13 protein-coding genes are annotated in these 14,821 nt (G+C 64.0%); 3 read left to right on the top strand and 10 right to left on the bottom strand.

The annotated features are described in order from the left end of the window. Positions 1-42: 42 nt before the first annotated feature. Entirely contained in the window at positions 43-1,398 is a 1,356-nt protein-coding gene (locus tag SM765_RS06580; protein WP_368981476.1) for an aspartate aminotransferase family protein, read from the top strand. Between the two features lie 173 nt (positions 1,399-1,571). Here the strand turns inward: SM765_RS06580 and SM765_RS06575 are convergent, their stop codons facing one another. The 4 genes from SM765_RS06575 to SM765_RS06560 all read right to left on the bottom strand — a co-directional run bounded on the left by SM765_RS06575 (position 1,572) and on the right by SM765_RS06560 (position 5,513). Further along, positions 1,572-2,306 (bottom strand): FkbM family methyltransferase, encoded by a 735-nt coding sequence (locus tag SM765_RS06575; RefSeq protein WP_274837573.1) that lies wholly within the window; start codon positions 2,304-2,306, stop codon positions 1,572-1,574. Between the two features lie 130 nt (positions 2,307-2,436). Further along, positions 2,437-2,754 carry a 2Fe-2S iron-sulfur cluster-binding protein gene (locus SM765_RS06570; RefSeq protein WP_065272566.1) on the bottom strand — a complete coding sequence of 106 codons (318 nt, stop codon included), beginning with the start codon at positions 2,752-2,754 and terminating at the stop codon, positions 2,437-2,439. Between the two features lie 30 nt (positions 2,755-2,784). Further along, a complete protein-coding gene (locus SM765_RS06565; protein ID WP_065272565.1) occupies positions 2,785-4,074 on the bottom strand; it encodes a type I glutamate--ammonia ligase in 1,290 nt (429 codons plus the stop codon). Positions 4,075-4,253: 179 nt separating this feature from the next. Beyond that, positions 4,254-5,513: a cytochrome P450 gene (locus tag SM765_RS06560; protein WP_274834592.1), complete on the bottom strand. Its 1,260-nt coding sequence runs from the start codon at positions 5,511-5,513 to the stop codon at positions 4,254-4,256. Between the two features lie 79 nt (positions 5,514-5,592). Here SM765_RS06560 and SM765_RS06555 point away from each other — a divergent pair, with 79 nt between their 5' ends. After that, positions 5,593-6,300, top strand: coding sequence for a type 1 glutamine amidotransferase (locus SM765_RS06555; protein WP_274834593.1), 708 nt, complete (start codon positions 5,593-5,595; stop codon positions 6,298-6,300). Between the two features lie 6 nt (positions 6,301-6,306). On the opposite strand, the gene SM765_RS06550 is transcribed toward SM765_RS06555, so the two are convergent. From SM765_RS06550 to SM765_RS06540, 3 genes are all read right to left on the bottom strand, one after another. Beyond that, on the bottom strand, positions 6,307-6,957 hold the full coding sequence (locus SM765_RS06550; RefSeq protein WP_274834594.1) for a GntR family transcriptional regulator: 651 nt from the start codon (positions 6,955-6,957) through the stop codon (positions 6,307-6,309). Positions 6,958-7,051: 94 nt separating this feature from the next. Then, positions 7,052-7,366, bottom strand: a complete 315-nt coding sequence (locus tag SM765_RS06545; RefSeq protein WP_274834595.1) for a DUF2834 domain-containing protein — start codon at positions 7,364-7,366, stop codon at positions 7,052-7,054. Between the two features lie 176 nt (positions 7,367-7,542). Then, a complete protein-coding gene (locus tag SM765_RS06540; RefSeq protein WP_274827629.1) occupies positions 7,543-9,183 on the bottom strand; it encodes a sulfatase-like hydrolase/transferase in 1,641 nt (546 codons plus the stop codon). Between the two features lie 216 nt (positions 9,184-9,399). On the opposite strand from SM765_RS06540, the gene SM765_RS06535 reads away from it, so the two are divergent. Then, positions 9,400-9,936: a GNAT family N-acetyltransferase gene (locus SM765_RS06535; protein WP_274837572.1), complete on the top strand. Its 537-nt coding sequence runs from the start codon at positions 9,400-9,402 to the stop codon at positions 9,934-9,936. An 18-nt stretch (positions 9,937-9,954) separates the two neighbouring features. Here SM765_RS06535 and SM765_RS06530 read toward each other — a convergent pair whose 3' ends face one another. Genes SM765_RS06530 through SM765_RS06520 form a run of 3 tightly spaced genes read right to left on the bottom strand, consistent with a single transcriptional unit; the run spans position 9,955 to position 14,695 of the window. After that, positions 9,955-11,097: a nitronate monooxygenase gene (locus SM765_RS06530; protein WP_274837571.1), complete on the bottom strand. Its 1,143-nt coding sequence runs from the start codon at positions 11,095-11,097 to the stop codon at positions 9,955-9,957. Beyond that, positions 11,094-13,064, bottom strand: a complete 1,971-nt coding sequence (locus SM765_RS06525; protein WP_274837570.1) for an acetyl-CoA carboxylase biotin carboxylase subunit — start codon at positions 13,062-13,064, stop codon at positions 11,094-11,096. The genes SM765_RS06530 and SM765_RS06525 overlap by 4 nt, the downstream gene beginning before the upstream one ends. A gap of 14 nt (positions 13,065-13,078) precedes the next feature. Further along, positions 13,079-14,695, bottom strand: a complete 1,617-nt coding sequence (locus SM765_RS06520) for an acyl-CoA carboxylase subunit beta (RefSeq protein WP_274837569.1) — start codon at positions 14,693-14,695, stop codon at positions 13,079-13,081. Between the last annotated feature and the right edge of the window lie 126 nt (positions 14,696-14,821).

The following is a 14,821-nucleotide window of genomic DNA, read 5'->3' as shown; positions in this document are numbered from 1 at the left end:
CACCGGCGCCGCCGGATGGCCCCGCAATCAGGAGCTCGTTCCATGAAAGATTCCAATTTCCTCAAAGAACATAACGCCAAATCGCTCTGGCATCCGATGGCGCATCCGGCCGACAGCCTTGCCAATCCGCCCACCATCGTGACCGGCGCCCGGGGCGTTTCGATCACCGATGTTGACGGGCACGAGGTCGTGGATGCGGTCGGGGGCCTCTGGAACGTGAACCTCGGGTTCTCCTGCCAGCCGGTGAAGGATGCCATCGCCGCGCAGCTGGATGTCCTGCCCTATTATTCCACCTTCCGGGGCACCACCAATGATCAGGTGATCCAGCTGGCCGGAGAGCTGAAGGATTTCTTTGCCCCCGACGGCCTAAGCCGCGCGTTCTTCACCTCGGGCGGCTCGGATTCGGTGGAAACCGCCCTGCGGCTGGCGCGCCAGTACCACAAGATCCGCGGTCAGGAGGGGCGCACCAAGTTCCTCAGCCTCAAGAAGGGTTATCACGGCACCCATATGGGCGGCGCCTCGGTCAACGGGAACGCCAATTTCCGTACCCAGTACGAGCCGCTTCTGCCCGGCTGCCACCATATTCCGGCGCCCTATACCTATCGCAACCCCTTCAATGAGAGTGATCCCGAGCGTCTGGCCCAGCTTTGTCTGCAGGCGCTAGAGGATGAGATCGCCTTTCAGGGCGCAGGTACAATCGCCGCCTTCATCATGGAGCCGATCCTCGGTGCAGGCGGTGTCATCCCGCCGCACGAAAGCTTCATGCCCGGCGTGCGCAAGATCTGCTCGAAACATGGTATCCTATTGATCGCGGATGAGGTGATCACCGCCTTCGGCCGCACGGGATCCTGGACCGGATCGCACCACTGGGGGGTGCAGCCCGACCTGATGTGCACCGCCAAGGCGATCACCAATGGCTATTTCCCCTTTGGCGCGGTGATGATCGCCGATGGGGTGGCCGAGGTCTTTGAGAGCGACGAAAGCGGCAAGGCGGCCATTGGCCACGGCTACACTTACTCCGGCCACCCGGTGGGGGCGGCCGCGGCGCTCGCCTGCCTTGCGGAAACCAAACGCCTCAACGTGCCGGAAAACGCCGCAGCGCGCGGCGCGGAACTGCACGAGGGCCTTCTGGCGCTGAAGGACAAATACGGCCTCATCGGTGATGTGCGTGGTGGCCACGGGCTGATGTGCGCGCTGGAACTGGTTGGCGATCATGTCAGCAAGACCCCGATCGACAAGAAGACCATCGGCATGGTGCAGGAGGTTGCCTATCAATCGGGCGCCATGGTGCGGGTCTCTGGTCCAAATATCATCCTGTCGCCGCCGCTGGTGCTGGAGGCCGCCGATGTCAGCACCATCCTTTCGGCCCTTGATGCGGGCCTTGCCGCCGCCAGCTGATCTGCGCTCTGCTCTGCATTCGTGCGCGGGCGCCTGTGCCGGGCCAATGGCCCGGCACAGGCCACCAGATACCATGGCGGGCCCGAAGCCTCCGCTTCGGGCCCGCGTCTCTCGGTGGCGCCGCTGACGCGGCGCGGCACCGGGGTACAGCCAGCGCACTTTATTTCGAGAGTTCAGGTGGTTTCCGCTACAGAGGCCCCATCGCCCTCGACCTTTGCCTCCATCCGCAGACAGGTCCAGACGATGCGGGTCGACTTCTCCGCGATGCGGGTAAATCCGGCATCCCGCAGTACGTTCTTGCATTCCCGCATGCCGCCGATGCCATAAGCCTCGGGGTGAAATTCCAGCACCACGCCCCGGAAACCCGACAGATCCATGTGGCGCAGCAGTTCCAGCTCGCCCCCCTCAATATCCATGATCAGAATATTGGGCTGCAGTTCGGCACAAACCTCGGCAAAGGACCGCGTCGGCACCCGGACCAGGTCCGACGGGCGTCCCTCCGGGTTCAGCAGGGAAGAGCCGAGGTAGCTGCTGCGCACATGGAATTCCATCGCCTCCGGCGCATCGGGCGCCGTCACCAGCACTTCGTTTCGCACCTCGATCCGTTCTTTCAGCCCGTTCATCGCATAAAGCGCGCGAGCCACCGGGATCAGCTGCGGGTTGGCCTCGAACGATAGAATACGCTCTGCCCCACTGTGGCGCGCCATCACGCCACCGACGACGCCGATCCCGGCGCCGATTTCCAGCACCCGGTCGCCCTCTTCGATCACATGCAGCGCACCGGCAATCTCCTGCCCCTCATAGCGGGCCGCGTTGATCCGGGCGATGCGCTTTTCATTGAGGAAGCCTGATTGCGGCACCAGAACGCCAAGGCAATTGGCCGCCACGACATCGGGTTGCAATTCCAAATCGTCTGCCCTCTGCCCTGTCTCCGCCACGCGCTTGCCCTCGTCCCGTTGTTGGTCTGGCGCAGACTGCGCAGCGCCCGGACCAAAGACAAGAGCAGCCGCGCCGGGCACCGCTGTTTCGCCGGGCGCGTTACTCTTCGGGCACGATCAGCACCAGCCCGTCCAGATCCGGGCTCGCCTCGATCTGGCAGCTGAGGCGGGAGCTGTCGCGCCGTTCCTCGGCCATATCCAGCATCGCGTCCTCGAAATCCTCGGGCGCACCGCATTTGTCGGACCAGGCCGGATCCACATAGACATGGCAGGTGGCGCAGCTGAGCGTGCCGCCGCATTCACCGATGATCCCCGGCACATCATGAGCCAGCGCGGCCTGCATCAGGTTCTGCCCGTTTTCCGCTGCGCCGGTGATCTCTGTGCCATCCGGCAGTTTCCAGGTCACTTTCACTGTCATCTCTCCCCCACTCGGTCCCGCCTGCCGCAGTCAGACAAAATGCACATAGAAATCGCGCATCCCGTCGCCTTCCAGATCGCGGGTCTTGCGCACTTCCTTACGTTTCATGAAGACGTGGTTTGCCACCAGTTCCTCCCCGACTGCCTTTGCCAGAACCGTGTCGCGCTCCAGATCCGTCACCGCGCCTTTCAGGTCGATCGCCGTACCTTCGCGCGCATCGGTGCGGTCAAAACCGTCGCCGGTTTCCATCGGCGGCAGGGAGTAACCCTTCTCGACCCCCAAGAGAGACGCCTGCAGCACCGCCGCCACCGCCGTGTAGGGATTGGCCGAGGCATCGGCCATCCGGTGTTCCAGCCGCGCCTTGGCGCCGCCTTCGGAGCTGATCCTTGTGGTGACGTTGCGGTGATCGCCGCCCCAGTTCTGCCAGTACCCCGACAAGCTGCCGGGCTGCAGCCGCATGTAACTGTTTGCGGTCGGTGCAATCAGACCGGCCAACCCCTTGTGGTGGTGCAGCACACCAGCAAGGCAGCCGCGCGCCAGATCGTTCATGTGCTCGGGCCCGCCACGCGGGCCTGAGGACAGCGCATTGCCGCCCGCCTCGTCCACGAAGGAATAATTGATATGCATGCCCGATCCGCCCGCCTCGGCGATGGGTTTGGGCATGAAGGTCAGCACGATGCCGTATTCCAGCGCGATCTCCCGCGCCATCAGGCGGAACAGCACGATATCGTCCACTGCCTTCACCGCATCATCAAAGGTCAGCGTGTATTCGAACTGGGGGCTGTCGAATTCAGCGGTGATCATATCAAGGCTAAAGCCCATCTCATCCGCCATCGCCCAGATCCGGTCGTTGAACCGCAAGGGGTCAGCAAAAGGGCCGGTGCCATAGACCACGCCACCCGGCGCATCGTATGGCATCAGGCGGCCGTTCTCATCGGCCTGCAGGGCAAAGGCTTCCAGCTCGATCCCCACCTTGGGCTGCAGCCCCTTGGCGGACCAGGCCGCCACTGCCCGTTTCAGCGCCCCACGCGGGCAAAGGGAGAGCGGCTCCCCCGCATCGTCGTAGAGGTCACCCAGCACCACCTTGGTCGAGGCATGCCAGCTGTCGCGGATATCATCGTGCAGCCATTTCAGCTCCATATCCGGCAGGCCCTGTTTGACCAGGGATCCCGGCGCGTCCAGCAGGTCCTTGTCGTAATGGGTGCCAAAGACCGAGCGGCAGAACCGCGTGGCATCGTCACCGATCTTGGAATTGGGGAGGTATTTTCCCCGCATGATGCTGAGGTGATCGCAGAACATCGCGCGCAGGCGGGTCTTCATAGCTCAAGGTCCTTCCTGTTGGACGGGCTGCGGCATCTTTTGCGTGCCGTTATGCCCATATCATTTCACCCAACCACCAGAGGACAGCGGCCGATCTCGGGTGGGTGCGTCAGCGCCCTCCCGTGCGGGAGGTCGGGCGCTGTCCGGGCCTTTGCCCCGGACCAAAGGTTTATCCCAGCCTATGCCGCCTTAACCCGCACCGGCAATTCCTTGATGCCGCCGACAAAGTTGGAGCGCAGGAATTTATGCGGCCCCGCCGCCTCGATATGCGAAATCCGCTTGGCCAGTTCCTGAAACAGCACCGTGACCTCCAGCCGGGCCAACCACATGCCAAGACAGACATGCGGGCCGAACTGCCCAAAGGACACATGCCGGTTGGGGCTGCGCATCAGGTCGACGCGGAAGGGATCACCGAAATAGCTTTCGTCCCGGTTGGCCGAGATGAACCAGTAGAGCACCTTGTCGCCTGCGCGGATCGTCTTGCCGTGCATCTCAACGTCGCGGGTCGCGGTGCGGCGGAAGTAGAGCGCGGGCGTGGCCCAGCGAATGATCTCATCCGCCGCCGTGTCCCACACCGCGCCGCCCGCCTGCATCTGCGCGAGCAGCTCGGGTTGATGGCACATGGCCTGAATGCCAGCCGCAATCGAATAGCGCGTGGTATCGTTGCCCGCTGCAACAAGCAGGCAGAAGAAATTGCGGAACTCGGTCTCGGTGATGGTGGATCCGTCCTTTGCCGGTTCCAGGATCAGGTTCAAAACGCCAGAGGTGTCGCCCTTCTTCGCCTTCGCCTCCATCAACTCCTTGGCATAGACATAAAGCTCTGCCCCGGCGGGGGAGTTGAAGGGCATCATGCGGAATTCATCCGTGTCCATCTTGTCGAGCACATGCGTGGTGAAATCCGGGTCCGTATTGGCAATCAGCGCATCGCCCTTTTCCACCAGCCAGGGCAGGTCCTCCTCCGGCAGGCCCACGACGCGCCCCAGCATCCGCATCGGCAATTGCCGGGCAATTTCCTTGGTGGCGTCAAATGTGCCCTTCGCCAGCGCCTGATCCAGGATCTCGGCACAGAGCGTGCGAATATCCTCTTCGTATTGCGCCATGGTGGTCTTGGAGAAGGCCTTGATCAGCTTCATGCGCACCTTGGAATGCTCCGGCGGATCAGTCTCCTGAAAGGTGCGGCGGGCGAGGTATTCCTCGTAGGACTGATCCTCCATCCGGATACCGCGCGCCGAGGAAAACACCTCGGTGTTCTTGTTCATCGCGGTGATGTCCTCATAGCGGGTGACGGACCAGTAGTTTTCACCGCCCGCGTATTCCGTCCAGTGCAGGGGATCGTGGCGGCGCAGCCGGGCAAAGGTGTTATGCGGCGCGCCATTGGCAAAGGTGTCGTGGCTGCTGAGATCGGCAAAGCCGTCGTCCTGCGGTGTCCAGATCGTCATGAGGGGCTTCCCGAATGGTTGCTTTATGTATATTATTAGACCTCATAAATATGTAAACGAAAATCTTGCGAGGCATATCATGCACTTGGCCATTCTGATGACCAACACGGACGAGAGCGACTTTGCCGCGCACCACCCCAAGGATGGAGAAAAGTTCGCGGACCTCATCCACATGGCCCGCCCCGGCTGGGACGTTTCGGTCTTTTCGGTAAAGGACGGTGTCTTCCCCAAGGACATCGCGGATTTTGACGGTGCTATGATCACCGGCAGCCCGGCCTCGGTCCGCGATGATCTGCCCTGGACCCCGCCGCTGATGGATCTGATCCGGGACATGAACACCCGCAAGCAGCCCCTCTTTGGTGCCTGTTTTGGCCATCAGGCCGTGGCACAGGCCCTTAGCGGCAGCCTTGGCGACAACCCCTGCGGCTGGGTGCAGGGGCTGACATTGAATGCCTTGCAGGACACGCCGCCCTGGGCGCGGGAGCTGCCCGATCCCTTGCGCCTTTATGGGTCTCACAAGGAATGCGTCTGCGCCCTGCCGCAGGGCGCGGTGCAGACAGCCACCAGCAACGGTATGATCGCGGGGTTTACCATCGGCCGCCACATCTGGACCACCCAGCATCACCCGGAAATGAGCCATGGCTTCATCACCGCCCTGACCGAGGAAATGAAGGGCATGTTGCCGAAAGATGTGCATGCGCAGGCTGTGGCAAGCCTTGCCGAGACCTCCGATCAGGCCCGCTTTGCCGAGGCGCTGGCGCGGTTCTTCGAGCAGGGCATCGGCTGAGGCAGCTCAGCCCAGCGCCGCCAAGAGATCCATCACCGTGACCTGATCGAACTGAACATGGGCGGCCATCTCCGCCTCCGCTGCTGCGCTGTCATGCGCCTCAATCAACCCGGCCAGCCTGCGGTGGTCCTTGGCCGATTGCGCGATGGAGCCGGGATAGCGATAGCGCGCCCGGTAATAGGCCATCAGTTTGCGCGCGTTCGTCTTGATCATCTCCACAAGGAAAGGATTGCCCGAGCCAAGCGCGATCACCTCGTGAAAGCGCAGGTTCAGCTGATAGTAGCCATCGGGATCGCCGTCGCCCTTCTCGGCCGCGTGCGCCTCGCAGGCAGAAACAATACACTCCAGTTCCGCGGCTTGAGCCTTGGTCATGCGGCGCGCGGCAAGGCCCGCGGCCTGTCCTTCCAGCTTGGCGTGCACTTCGAGGATGGCGAGGAATTCCTCCAGCGTTGGTTTGAACAACACCGCGCCCTTCCTCGGCAGACGGCGGATCAGCCCGGCGGTCTCCAGCTGGATCAGCACCTCCCGCACTGGCGTGCGCGAGACGTTGTGGCGGGCCACAAGTCCAGCTTCGTCCAGCACATCGCCCGGGCTCAGCCGCCCGGCGTCGATATCGCTGAGGATCGCATTGAGTAGCTGCTCGCTCTGCCCGGCCATGCCCGTTTCACTCTCCTGCCTCTTTGGCTTTTGCCGCAGGATAGGGTGCCCCCCGGCCAGAGGCAACGGCGCCCGACCCGGCAGGCTGACAAGATCAGGCCGGGCCCATCCGCCCTTCGCGCATCCAGAGATACAGCGGCAGCGCAAGGGATAGCCCGACGGTGCAGCCTGCAGGTAGCACCAACCACCAGCGACGCAGACCCAGATCGCGGGCATCTCGCCAGCTCCAGACCCAGAACACCAGCATCGACAAGAGAACATCGGCAGAGAACCCTGTCGCCGCGCCATTGGCAAACAGCCCCCGCAGAAAGGCCGGGATATCAACCCCGTTGAGGGCAAAGAAGGAGCCGAAGAACAGCCAGGGCACCAACGTGCCGATGATGGCTGAAACGGCATAGAATGTGCGCATGTGATTTCTCCTTACGAAGGGGGGAAGGCTCCCACGCCCGCAGGACCACCGGCGGGGCCGGGTCGTCCCTGGCGGCCTTGTGCATGGCACCGTGCTTTGCGCGGCGCCCGGCCCAACGGGCCTGCGTCCTTTTCAAAAGGACCCGGCCGGGCGGGAGCCTCCCCGCATTCTCTGCCCTACTCTGACGGAACAGCGCCCCGGTATTTCGCTGTCAGCTCGGGCGCCAGCTCATCCGGTTCATAGACGCCCAGCAGGATGCCCTTGCGCGGCGCCTTGCCACGGCGGGCGGCAATCTGTTCATCCGACAGGGTAATGCGCTGAGACATGCGCAGCCCCCAGGCCAGCAACCGGTCGTACATCAGGTCGATCACCTCGGCATGCTCGGCGCTGGCGCCCAGATCCACCAGCTCGTCCGGGTCGGTTTCCAGATCGAACAGCATCGGGCGCAGGCCGCCTTCTGCATGCATGAACTTCCAGCGCCGGTCCACCACCATGAACAGCCGCGCATCCTTTGGCGCCAGCCCCAGCGTTTCGCAGATCGGGTTGGTGGCGTAATCGAATTCCGCCACCGCGTGGTCGCGCCACTCGGTTTCCTCCCCGCGCAGCAGCGGCATGAGTGAGCGTCCCTCCAGGATATGCGGCGCCGGAGCGCCGCCTGCGACCTCAAGAAAGGTGGGCAACAGGTCGATCGCCTCCACCAGCTCATCACAGGTAGTGCCCCGGGTGGCGTCAGCCTCGGCGCGCGGATCGTAGATGATCAGCGGCACCTTGATCGACGGTTCGTGAAACAGGTTCTTCTCGCCCATCCAGTGATCACCCAGATAATCGCCGTGATCTGAGGTCACCACGATCATCGTGTCCTTCATCCGCCCGGTCTCTTCCAGCCAGGCGAACAGTCGGCCCATCTGGTCGTCGGCCTGCTTGATCAGCCCCATGTAGGCGGGGATCACCCGCTCGCGCACTTCATCACGCGAGAATGTCTTGCCGATACGGTTGTTCATCATGCCGCCAAAGACCGGATGCGGATCTTCCCGCTCCGCTTCCGAACGCACGGCGGGTAGCACGTGTTCGGGGCCGTACATGTCGTGATAGGGCGCCGGAACGATATAGGGCCAATGTGGCTTGATATAACTCAGATGCGCGCACCAGGGCTGATCGCCCTTCGCCTCAGCCTGCGTGATAAACTCCATCGCCTGGGTGGTCAGCCAGGGGGTTTCGCTGTCCTCCTCGGCGATATTGGCAGGCTTGTCGGCATTGACCATGAACCAGCCCGAGGCGACGTCATTACCCTCGACCCCGGCATTGGCAAAGTCGTTCCATGGGTTTTCGCCGGGATAGCCCTTGGATTTCAGGTATTCGTTATACGGGCTGCGCTTGGCATCGTAGAACCCGTCCGGCCCCTCGGCCCAAAGCCCGTCGTCGCGAATGAATGGATCAAAGCCGCATTCGCTTTGCCGTACCCCGATCACACTGTCGGGCGCCAGCCCCAGACGCTCCATCCCGTCGGCATCGGCCACCATATGGGTCTTGCCGATCAGATGGCAGCCCATCCCGGCGCGGCGCAGGTGATCGCCCATGGTCCATTCCCCAACCCGCAGGGGATAGCCGTTGAACTGCACCCCGTGGCTGGAAGGATAGCGCCCGGTATAGCTGGACATCCGCGACGAGCCGCAGGTCGGCGACTGCACATAGGCGCGGGTAAAGCGCACGCCCTTTGCTGCCAGCGCATCGATATGCGGCGTCTGCAGATGAGGGTGCCCCGCACAGCTGAGGTAATCGAACCTCAACTGGTCAAACATGATGTAGAGAATATTCATCGGCGCTCCCCTCCCGTTGCTCCGCGATTTGTCAGCAAACTATTAAACAGGTGAAGCAAGAAGGCCAGCCGCAAAAGCCTAAGATCAGAGCGCCCGGCCTGTTGCCGCCGCGCCGCAACCGCAGCGCGAAATGCAGGCGCGCCATTTCCACCGCTGCCGGGATGTGATCCCTGTTGCGGCGCAACGGATGCGCAGACAGAAAACGGAAAGCCCCCCATGTCCGCAAAGCCCCAAACCAAACACCTCCTACAGCTGCGCCCGGCAAAAACCACCGATTGCGCCGCGCTGGCGGCGCTGTCGATCGAAGTCTGGACCGGCACCTATCTGCGCGAGGGCGTCAATGACACCTTTGCCGCCTTTGTGCTGGAGGCCTTTACCCCCGCCCATTTCGCCGCGCTACTTCAGGACCCGGGTGAGACGCTGATCGTGTCGCAGAACCGGGTCGGGATCGATGGTTATATCCGGATCACCAAAGATCGCCCCTCACCAGTCGGCGGCACAAAAACCGAGATCACAACCCTTTACGTGCAGCCGCGCCACCACGGGCGGGGCATCGGACAGGCGCTGTTGCGGGCCGGGCTGGACCATTGCCGCGCCAAGGGATTGGGCGCGCCGTGGCTCTCCACGAACTCCGAAAACACTCCCGCCATCGGGTTTTATCACCGTCAGGGGTTTGCCTCGGTTGGCGAAACCGTCTTTGAGATCGACGGCACCGGCTATCCCAACACGGTGCTGCACTACACCGGCGACTGACCGCTCCGGCCCTTTGCCTCAGCCCTCCAGCGCCGCCTGAAGCCGCTCATAGCCACGCAGGAAATCCTCCTTGAAGGCCTGCACCACCGCGCCCGCCGACATGGCCTGCGTCATCAGACCAACGCCCTGCCCGACCCAATAGGTGGCCAGTTCCTGCGCGCCTGCATCGCCTGTCTGGCTCAGCTGGTCGATCCGCGCCAGCGCCGGTTCAGATACCAGCGTCTGCAAGGGCATCGGCAGCGGTTTGGGCGCGCCTTTCCCCTCCCAGGCCTCGGTCCAGCCACTGATGAGCTGGCGCGAGGGCTTGCCGGTGCGCGACCGCGCCCGCACCGTATCGGCGCTGCTGGCCGCCAGCATCTTTTCCTTCACCACCGGGTTGGTCTCCGCCTCGGCGGTCGTCAGCCAGACCGAGCCGCACCAGGCCCCTGCCGCCCCCATCACCATGGCGCCCGCCATCTGCGCGCCGCTGGCGATGCCGCCCGCCGCCAGCACGGGCACATCAGCGCCCATATCGGCGATGGACTGAACCACCTCGGGCACCAGCACCATGGTGGAAATCTCACCCGTGTGCCCGCCAGCCTCTCCGCCTGCGGCGACGATAATATCCACCCCGGCCGCGACCTGCGCGCGGGCGTGCTGCGCCGTGCCAACCAGCGCCGCCACGGCAACCCCATGCGCCTTGCCCATCTCCAGCATATCGGCAGGCGGCACGCCCAGCGCATTGGCAATCAGCGCGATGGGGTGGCGAAAGGCGACCTCCAGACTGCGCCGTGCCCCGTCCGCGCTGATATTGTCGCGAAAGACCAACAGCTCCTGCCGCCGCGCGTCCAGATCTCCGGGATCAAGGCCCTTGTCGCGCAGCACCGAGGCGGCGAATTCCTTATGCCCCTCGGGCACCATGGCAAGGATCTGTTCGTCAGGAATGTCCTGCCCCTTGGCTTCGAACTTATTGGGCACGATCAAATCGACGCCATAGGGCCGCCCGTCCACGTGATCGTCGATCCAGCTTAGTTCCTCTTCCAATTGCTCGGGGCTCATCATCGCGGCGCCAAAGACGCCCATACCGCCCGCATTGGTGACGGCAGCCACCACATCGCGGCAGTGGGAAAAGGCAAAGAGCGGAAATTCAATGCCAAGCTGCTTGCACAGATCCGATTTCATGCCGCGCCGCCTTCCACGTCGATGGAAACCAACAGATCGCCTGCCTTGACCTGTGTGCCTGCGGCGACCGGAACCTCGGCCACCACGCCTGCAGCAGCGGCAAGGATTTCATGCTGCATCTTCATCGCCTCCAGCACCGCGAGGCGGCTGCCCGGCGTGACACTGTCGCCCGCCGCGACGCAGACCTCCAAGAGCGCGCCATGCATCGGCGCGGTGATCTGGCCATCAGCCTCTCCTGCTGCCGCGCTGGCCCCGGCGCGGATGCGCGTGACCTCGAAAATGCGCGCGCCCGTCGCCAGGAAAAGACGGTCGCCCTCCATATGAGTGTGCCGCAGATCCGCGCGGGTGCCATCCACGCACAGCGCGCTGTCCAGCCCGGTCACTTGATGCGACCACTCCCCCCCTGCGACGGTCAAGACACCGCCCGTCTCACTCAGCCGCAGATCATGGACCGCCTCACCGGCAGCGATCTTCAGCCGCGCTTGCAAAGCACCCTGCGCCGACCAGCCAAGAAGCTCGGGCGCAACGCCGCTGGTCTTGGCCATCGCCGCCTGATCACTGCGATAGATCAGCCCCGCCACCAGAGCGACCTCTGCCGAACCAAGCGGTGCGGTCAGATCCCCCGACAGGTGATCGGCGATAAACCCGGTGGTGGCCTGCCCTGCGGCAAACTCGGGATGGGCCAGCACCCTCAGCAGGAAGTCGCGGTTGCTGGCCGGTCCAAACAGCGCCAGATCCTTCAGTGCGCCGATCAGCCGTTCCAACGCCTCGGCCCGGCTGGCCCCATGGGCGATCAGTTTCGCCAGCATCGGGTCGTAATAAGGAGAGACCTCCTGCCCGCTGGCAATCCCCGCATCGACGCGGATGCCCGTGCCAACCGGGGGCTGCCACTGGGCAATGCGCCCGGCCTGCGGCAGGAAATCCTGCGCGGGGTCTTCGGCATAAAGGCGCACCTCGATGGCATGGCCGGTCAGGGTCACATCCTCTTGCGCCACCCCAAGGGGCTGCCCCGCCGCCACGCGGATCTGCAGCGCCACCAGGTCCAGACCGGTGACCATTTCGGTGACCGGGTGCTCCACCTGCAGACGCGTGTTCATCTCAAGGAAGTAGAAGGCACCGCTGTCATCCAGCAGGAACTCCACCGTGCCGGCGCCGACATAGCCAATGGCGCGGGCTGCCTCCACGGCGGCAGCCCCCATGCGGGCGCGCAGATCCGCATCCAGCGCCGGGCTTGGCGCTTCCTCCACCACCTTTTGATGGCGGCGCTGCACGGAACAATCGCGTTCGCCCAGATGGATCGTGTTGCCATCCCTGTCGGCAAAGACCTGAATTTCCACATGGCGCGGGCGGATCACCGCTTTTTCCAGGATCACCTCGTCTGATCCGAAGGCGGACAAAGCCTCGCTTTGCGCCAGCCCCAATGCGCCTGTAAACTCCGCTGGCGCCTCCACCAGACGCATGCCGCGCCCGCCGCCCCCGGCTGCCGCCTTGATCATCACCGGATAGCCGATGCGCGCGGCCTCTGCCTCCAAGACATCCGCCGACTGATCTTCACCCTCGTATCCCGGCACACAAGGCACCCCCGCCGCGATCATGCGGCGCTTGGCGGCGGCCTTGTTGCCCATCAGGGCAATCGCCTCGGCGCCGGGGCCGATGAAAATCAGCCCCGCATCCATGCAGGCGCTTGCGAATTCGGCGCTTTCCGACAGGAAGCCATAGCCCGGATGCACCGCATCCACACCCGCCTCCCGCGCTGCCTCGATCAGTTTTTCCGCCGCAAGATAACTGTCGCCCACAGGCCCCGCTCCAATGCAGATGGCGCGGTCGGCAAAAGCCACATGCGGGCTGCCCGCGTCCGCTTCGGTGTGGACCGCGATGCAGGTGATGCCCATGGCGCGGGCGGTTGTCATGATGCGCAGGGCGATCTCGCCCCGGTTGGCAACAAGGAGTGAGGTAATCTGTGTCATGTCCGTCTCCCCCGTCATGCCCGCGCCACGCCAAAGGCGTTGGGCCGCAGATCGCGCGCCAGCCCTTCGGCGCAGGTGGCAAGGCAAAAGCCGATCACCCGGCGGCTGTCGCGCGGATCGATCATCCCCATGTCGAGCATGTGCCCCGAGGTGTAAAACGCATCCGATTGCCGGTCGAAATGCGCGGTGATCTTGGCCCGCTGGGCGGCAAGGCGCTCCTCATCCACCGGAAATCCCTTGCGCGCGGCGGTGCGGCGGGCGACCTGTTCCATGGTCAGGGCAGCCTGTTCCCCGCCCATCACGCCGGTCATGGCATTGGGCCATGTGAACAGGAAGTCGGCGCCAAAGGCATGGCCGCACATGCCATAGTTCCCGGCCCCGAAACTGGCCCCCACATAAAGTGAGATCTTCGGCACCCGCAGGTTCGTCACCGCCTGAATCATCTTGGAGCCGTGCTTGATCATGCCACCGCGCTCATACTCGGTGCCGACCATGTAGCCGGTGGTGTTGTTCAGAAAGACAACCGGCGTGCCCGCCTGATCCATCGCCTGCAGGAAATGCGTCGCCTTGGTGGCGCCGTCCGGGTCGATGGGTCCGTTGTTGGCGAGGATCCCAACGGGCTGCCCCATAATGCGCGCCTGCAGACACAGGGTTGCAGGCCCATAGCCCGGTTTGAAATCCAAAAGGCGCGAGCCATCGACGATCCGCGCCGCGACCTCGCGCATGTCGTAGGGTTTGCGGTAATCGACCGGCACAACGCCCGCCAGTTCATCGGGGTCGTATTGCGGCGCGTCATAGTCTGGAACCTGCGCAGCCCCCGAAGGCCAGCCCAGCCCCGCCACCACATCGCGGGCGATCTCGATCCCGTGGGCGTCATCCTCGGCGAGGTACTCCACCAGTCCGGTCACCTCGGCGTGCATCTCGGCACCGCCAAGGTCGGCGTCCTTGGCGACCTCTCCGGTGGCGGCCTGCACCAGCGCGGCACCCGCCAGCATAGCCATGCCGTTGCCCTTGACCCCGATCACATAGTCCGACAGTCCCGGCTGATACGCGCCCCCCGCGGTCGATGCGCCATGCAGCACCGTGATCACCGGAATGCCTGCCGCCGAGAGCCGCGCCAGCCCCGCGAACATGCCGCCGCCGTGCGCCCAGAGTTCCACCGTGTAGCGCATCAGATCGGCGCCCGCGCTTTCGACCAGATGGATAAAAGGCAGCTTCTGGCGATGCGCGATCTCCAGCGCGCCCAGCGCCTTGTCCACCGATTTGCCGGTCATCGCCCCCGCGTTGATCCCCGCGTCATCGGCAAAGATCATGCAGCGCACGCCCGAGACATAGCCAATCCCGGTGATGATCGAGGCACCGGGGATCGATGTCTCGGGATCCGGGTCATCCACCAGATAGGACGCCATGTTGTAAAGCTCGACAAAGGGCATGCCGGGATCCAAGAGCGCCGAGACCCGTTCGCGCGGAGAAAGCTGGCCGCGTTTGTCAAAGACCGGGCGGCGCTCATCGGATTTCGCTGCCGCGCGGGCTTCCAATGTGCGCATCCGATCCACCAGCGCCAGCATCTCTGCGCGGTTGGTCTGATAGGCATCGCTGGCCGGGCTGATCCGGCTTTGAAAGACTGTCATGTCACGGCTCCCTGTATCATCTTGCCTTGTCCCGCCCGGCCAACAGGCCGGGCAGCGCCCGTCCGCCCCCATGGGCGGGCGCTTCGCTTCCGCCCGCGGACGAGCTCTGCCCTTCTGGCTGACACC

It is taken from the genome of Pseudophaeobacter sp. 1A09344 (assembly GCF_041008745.1).
GTDB classification, from domain to species: Bacteria; Pseudomonadota; Alphaproteobacteria; order Rhodobacterales; family Rhodobacteraceae; genus Phycobacter; species Phycobacter gallaeciensis_A.
This window is presented reverse-complemented; position numbering and strand designations above follow the sequence as displayed.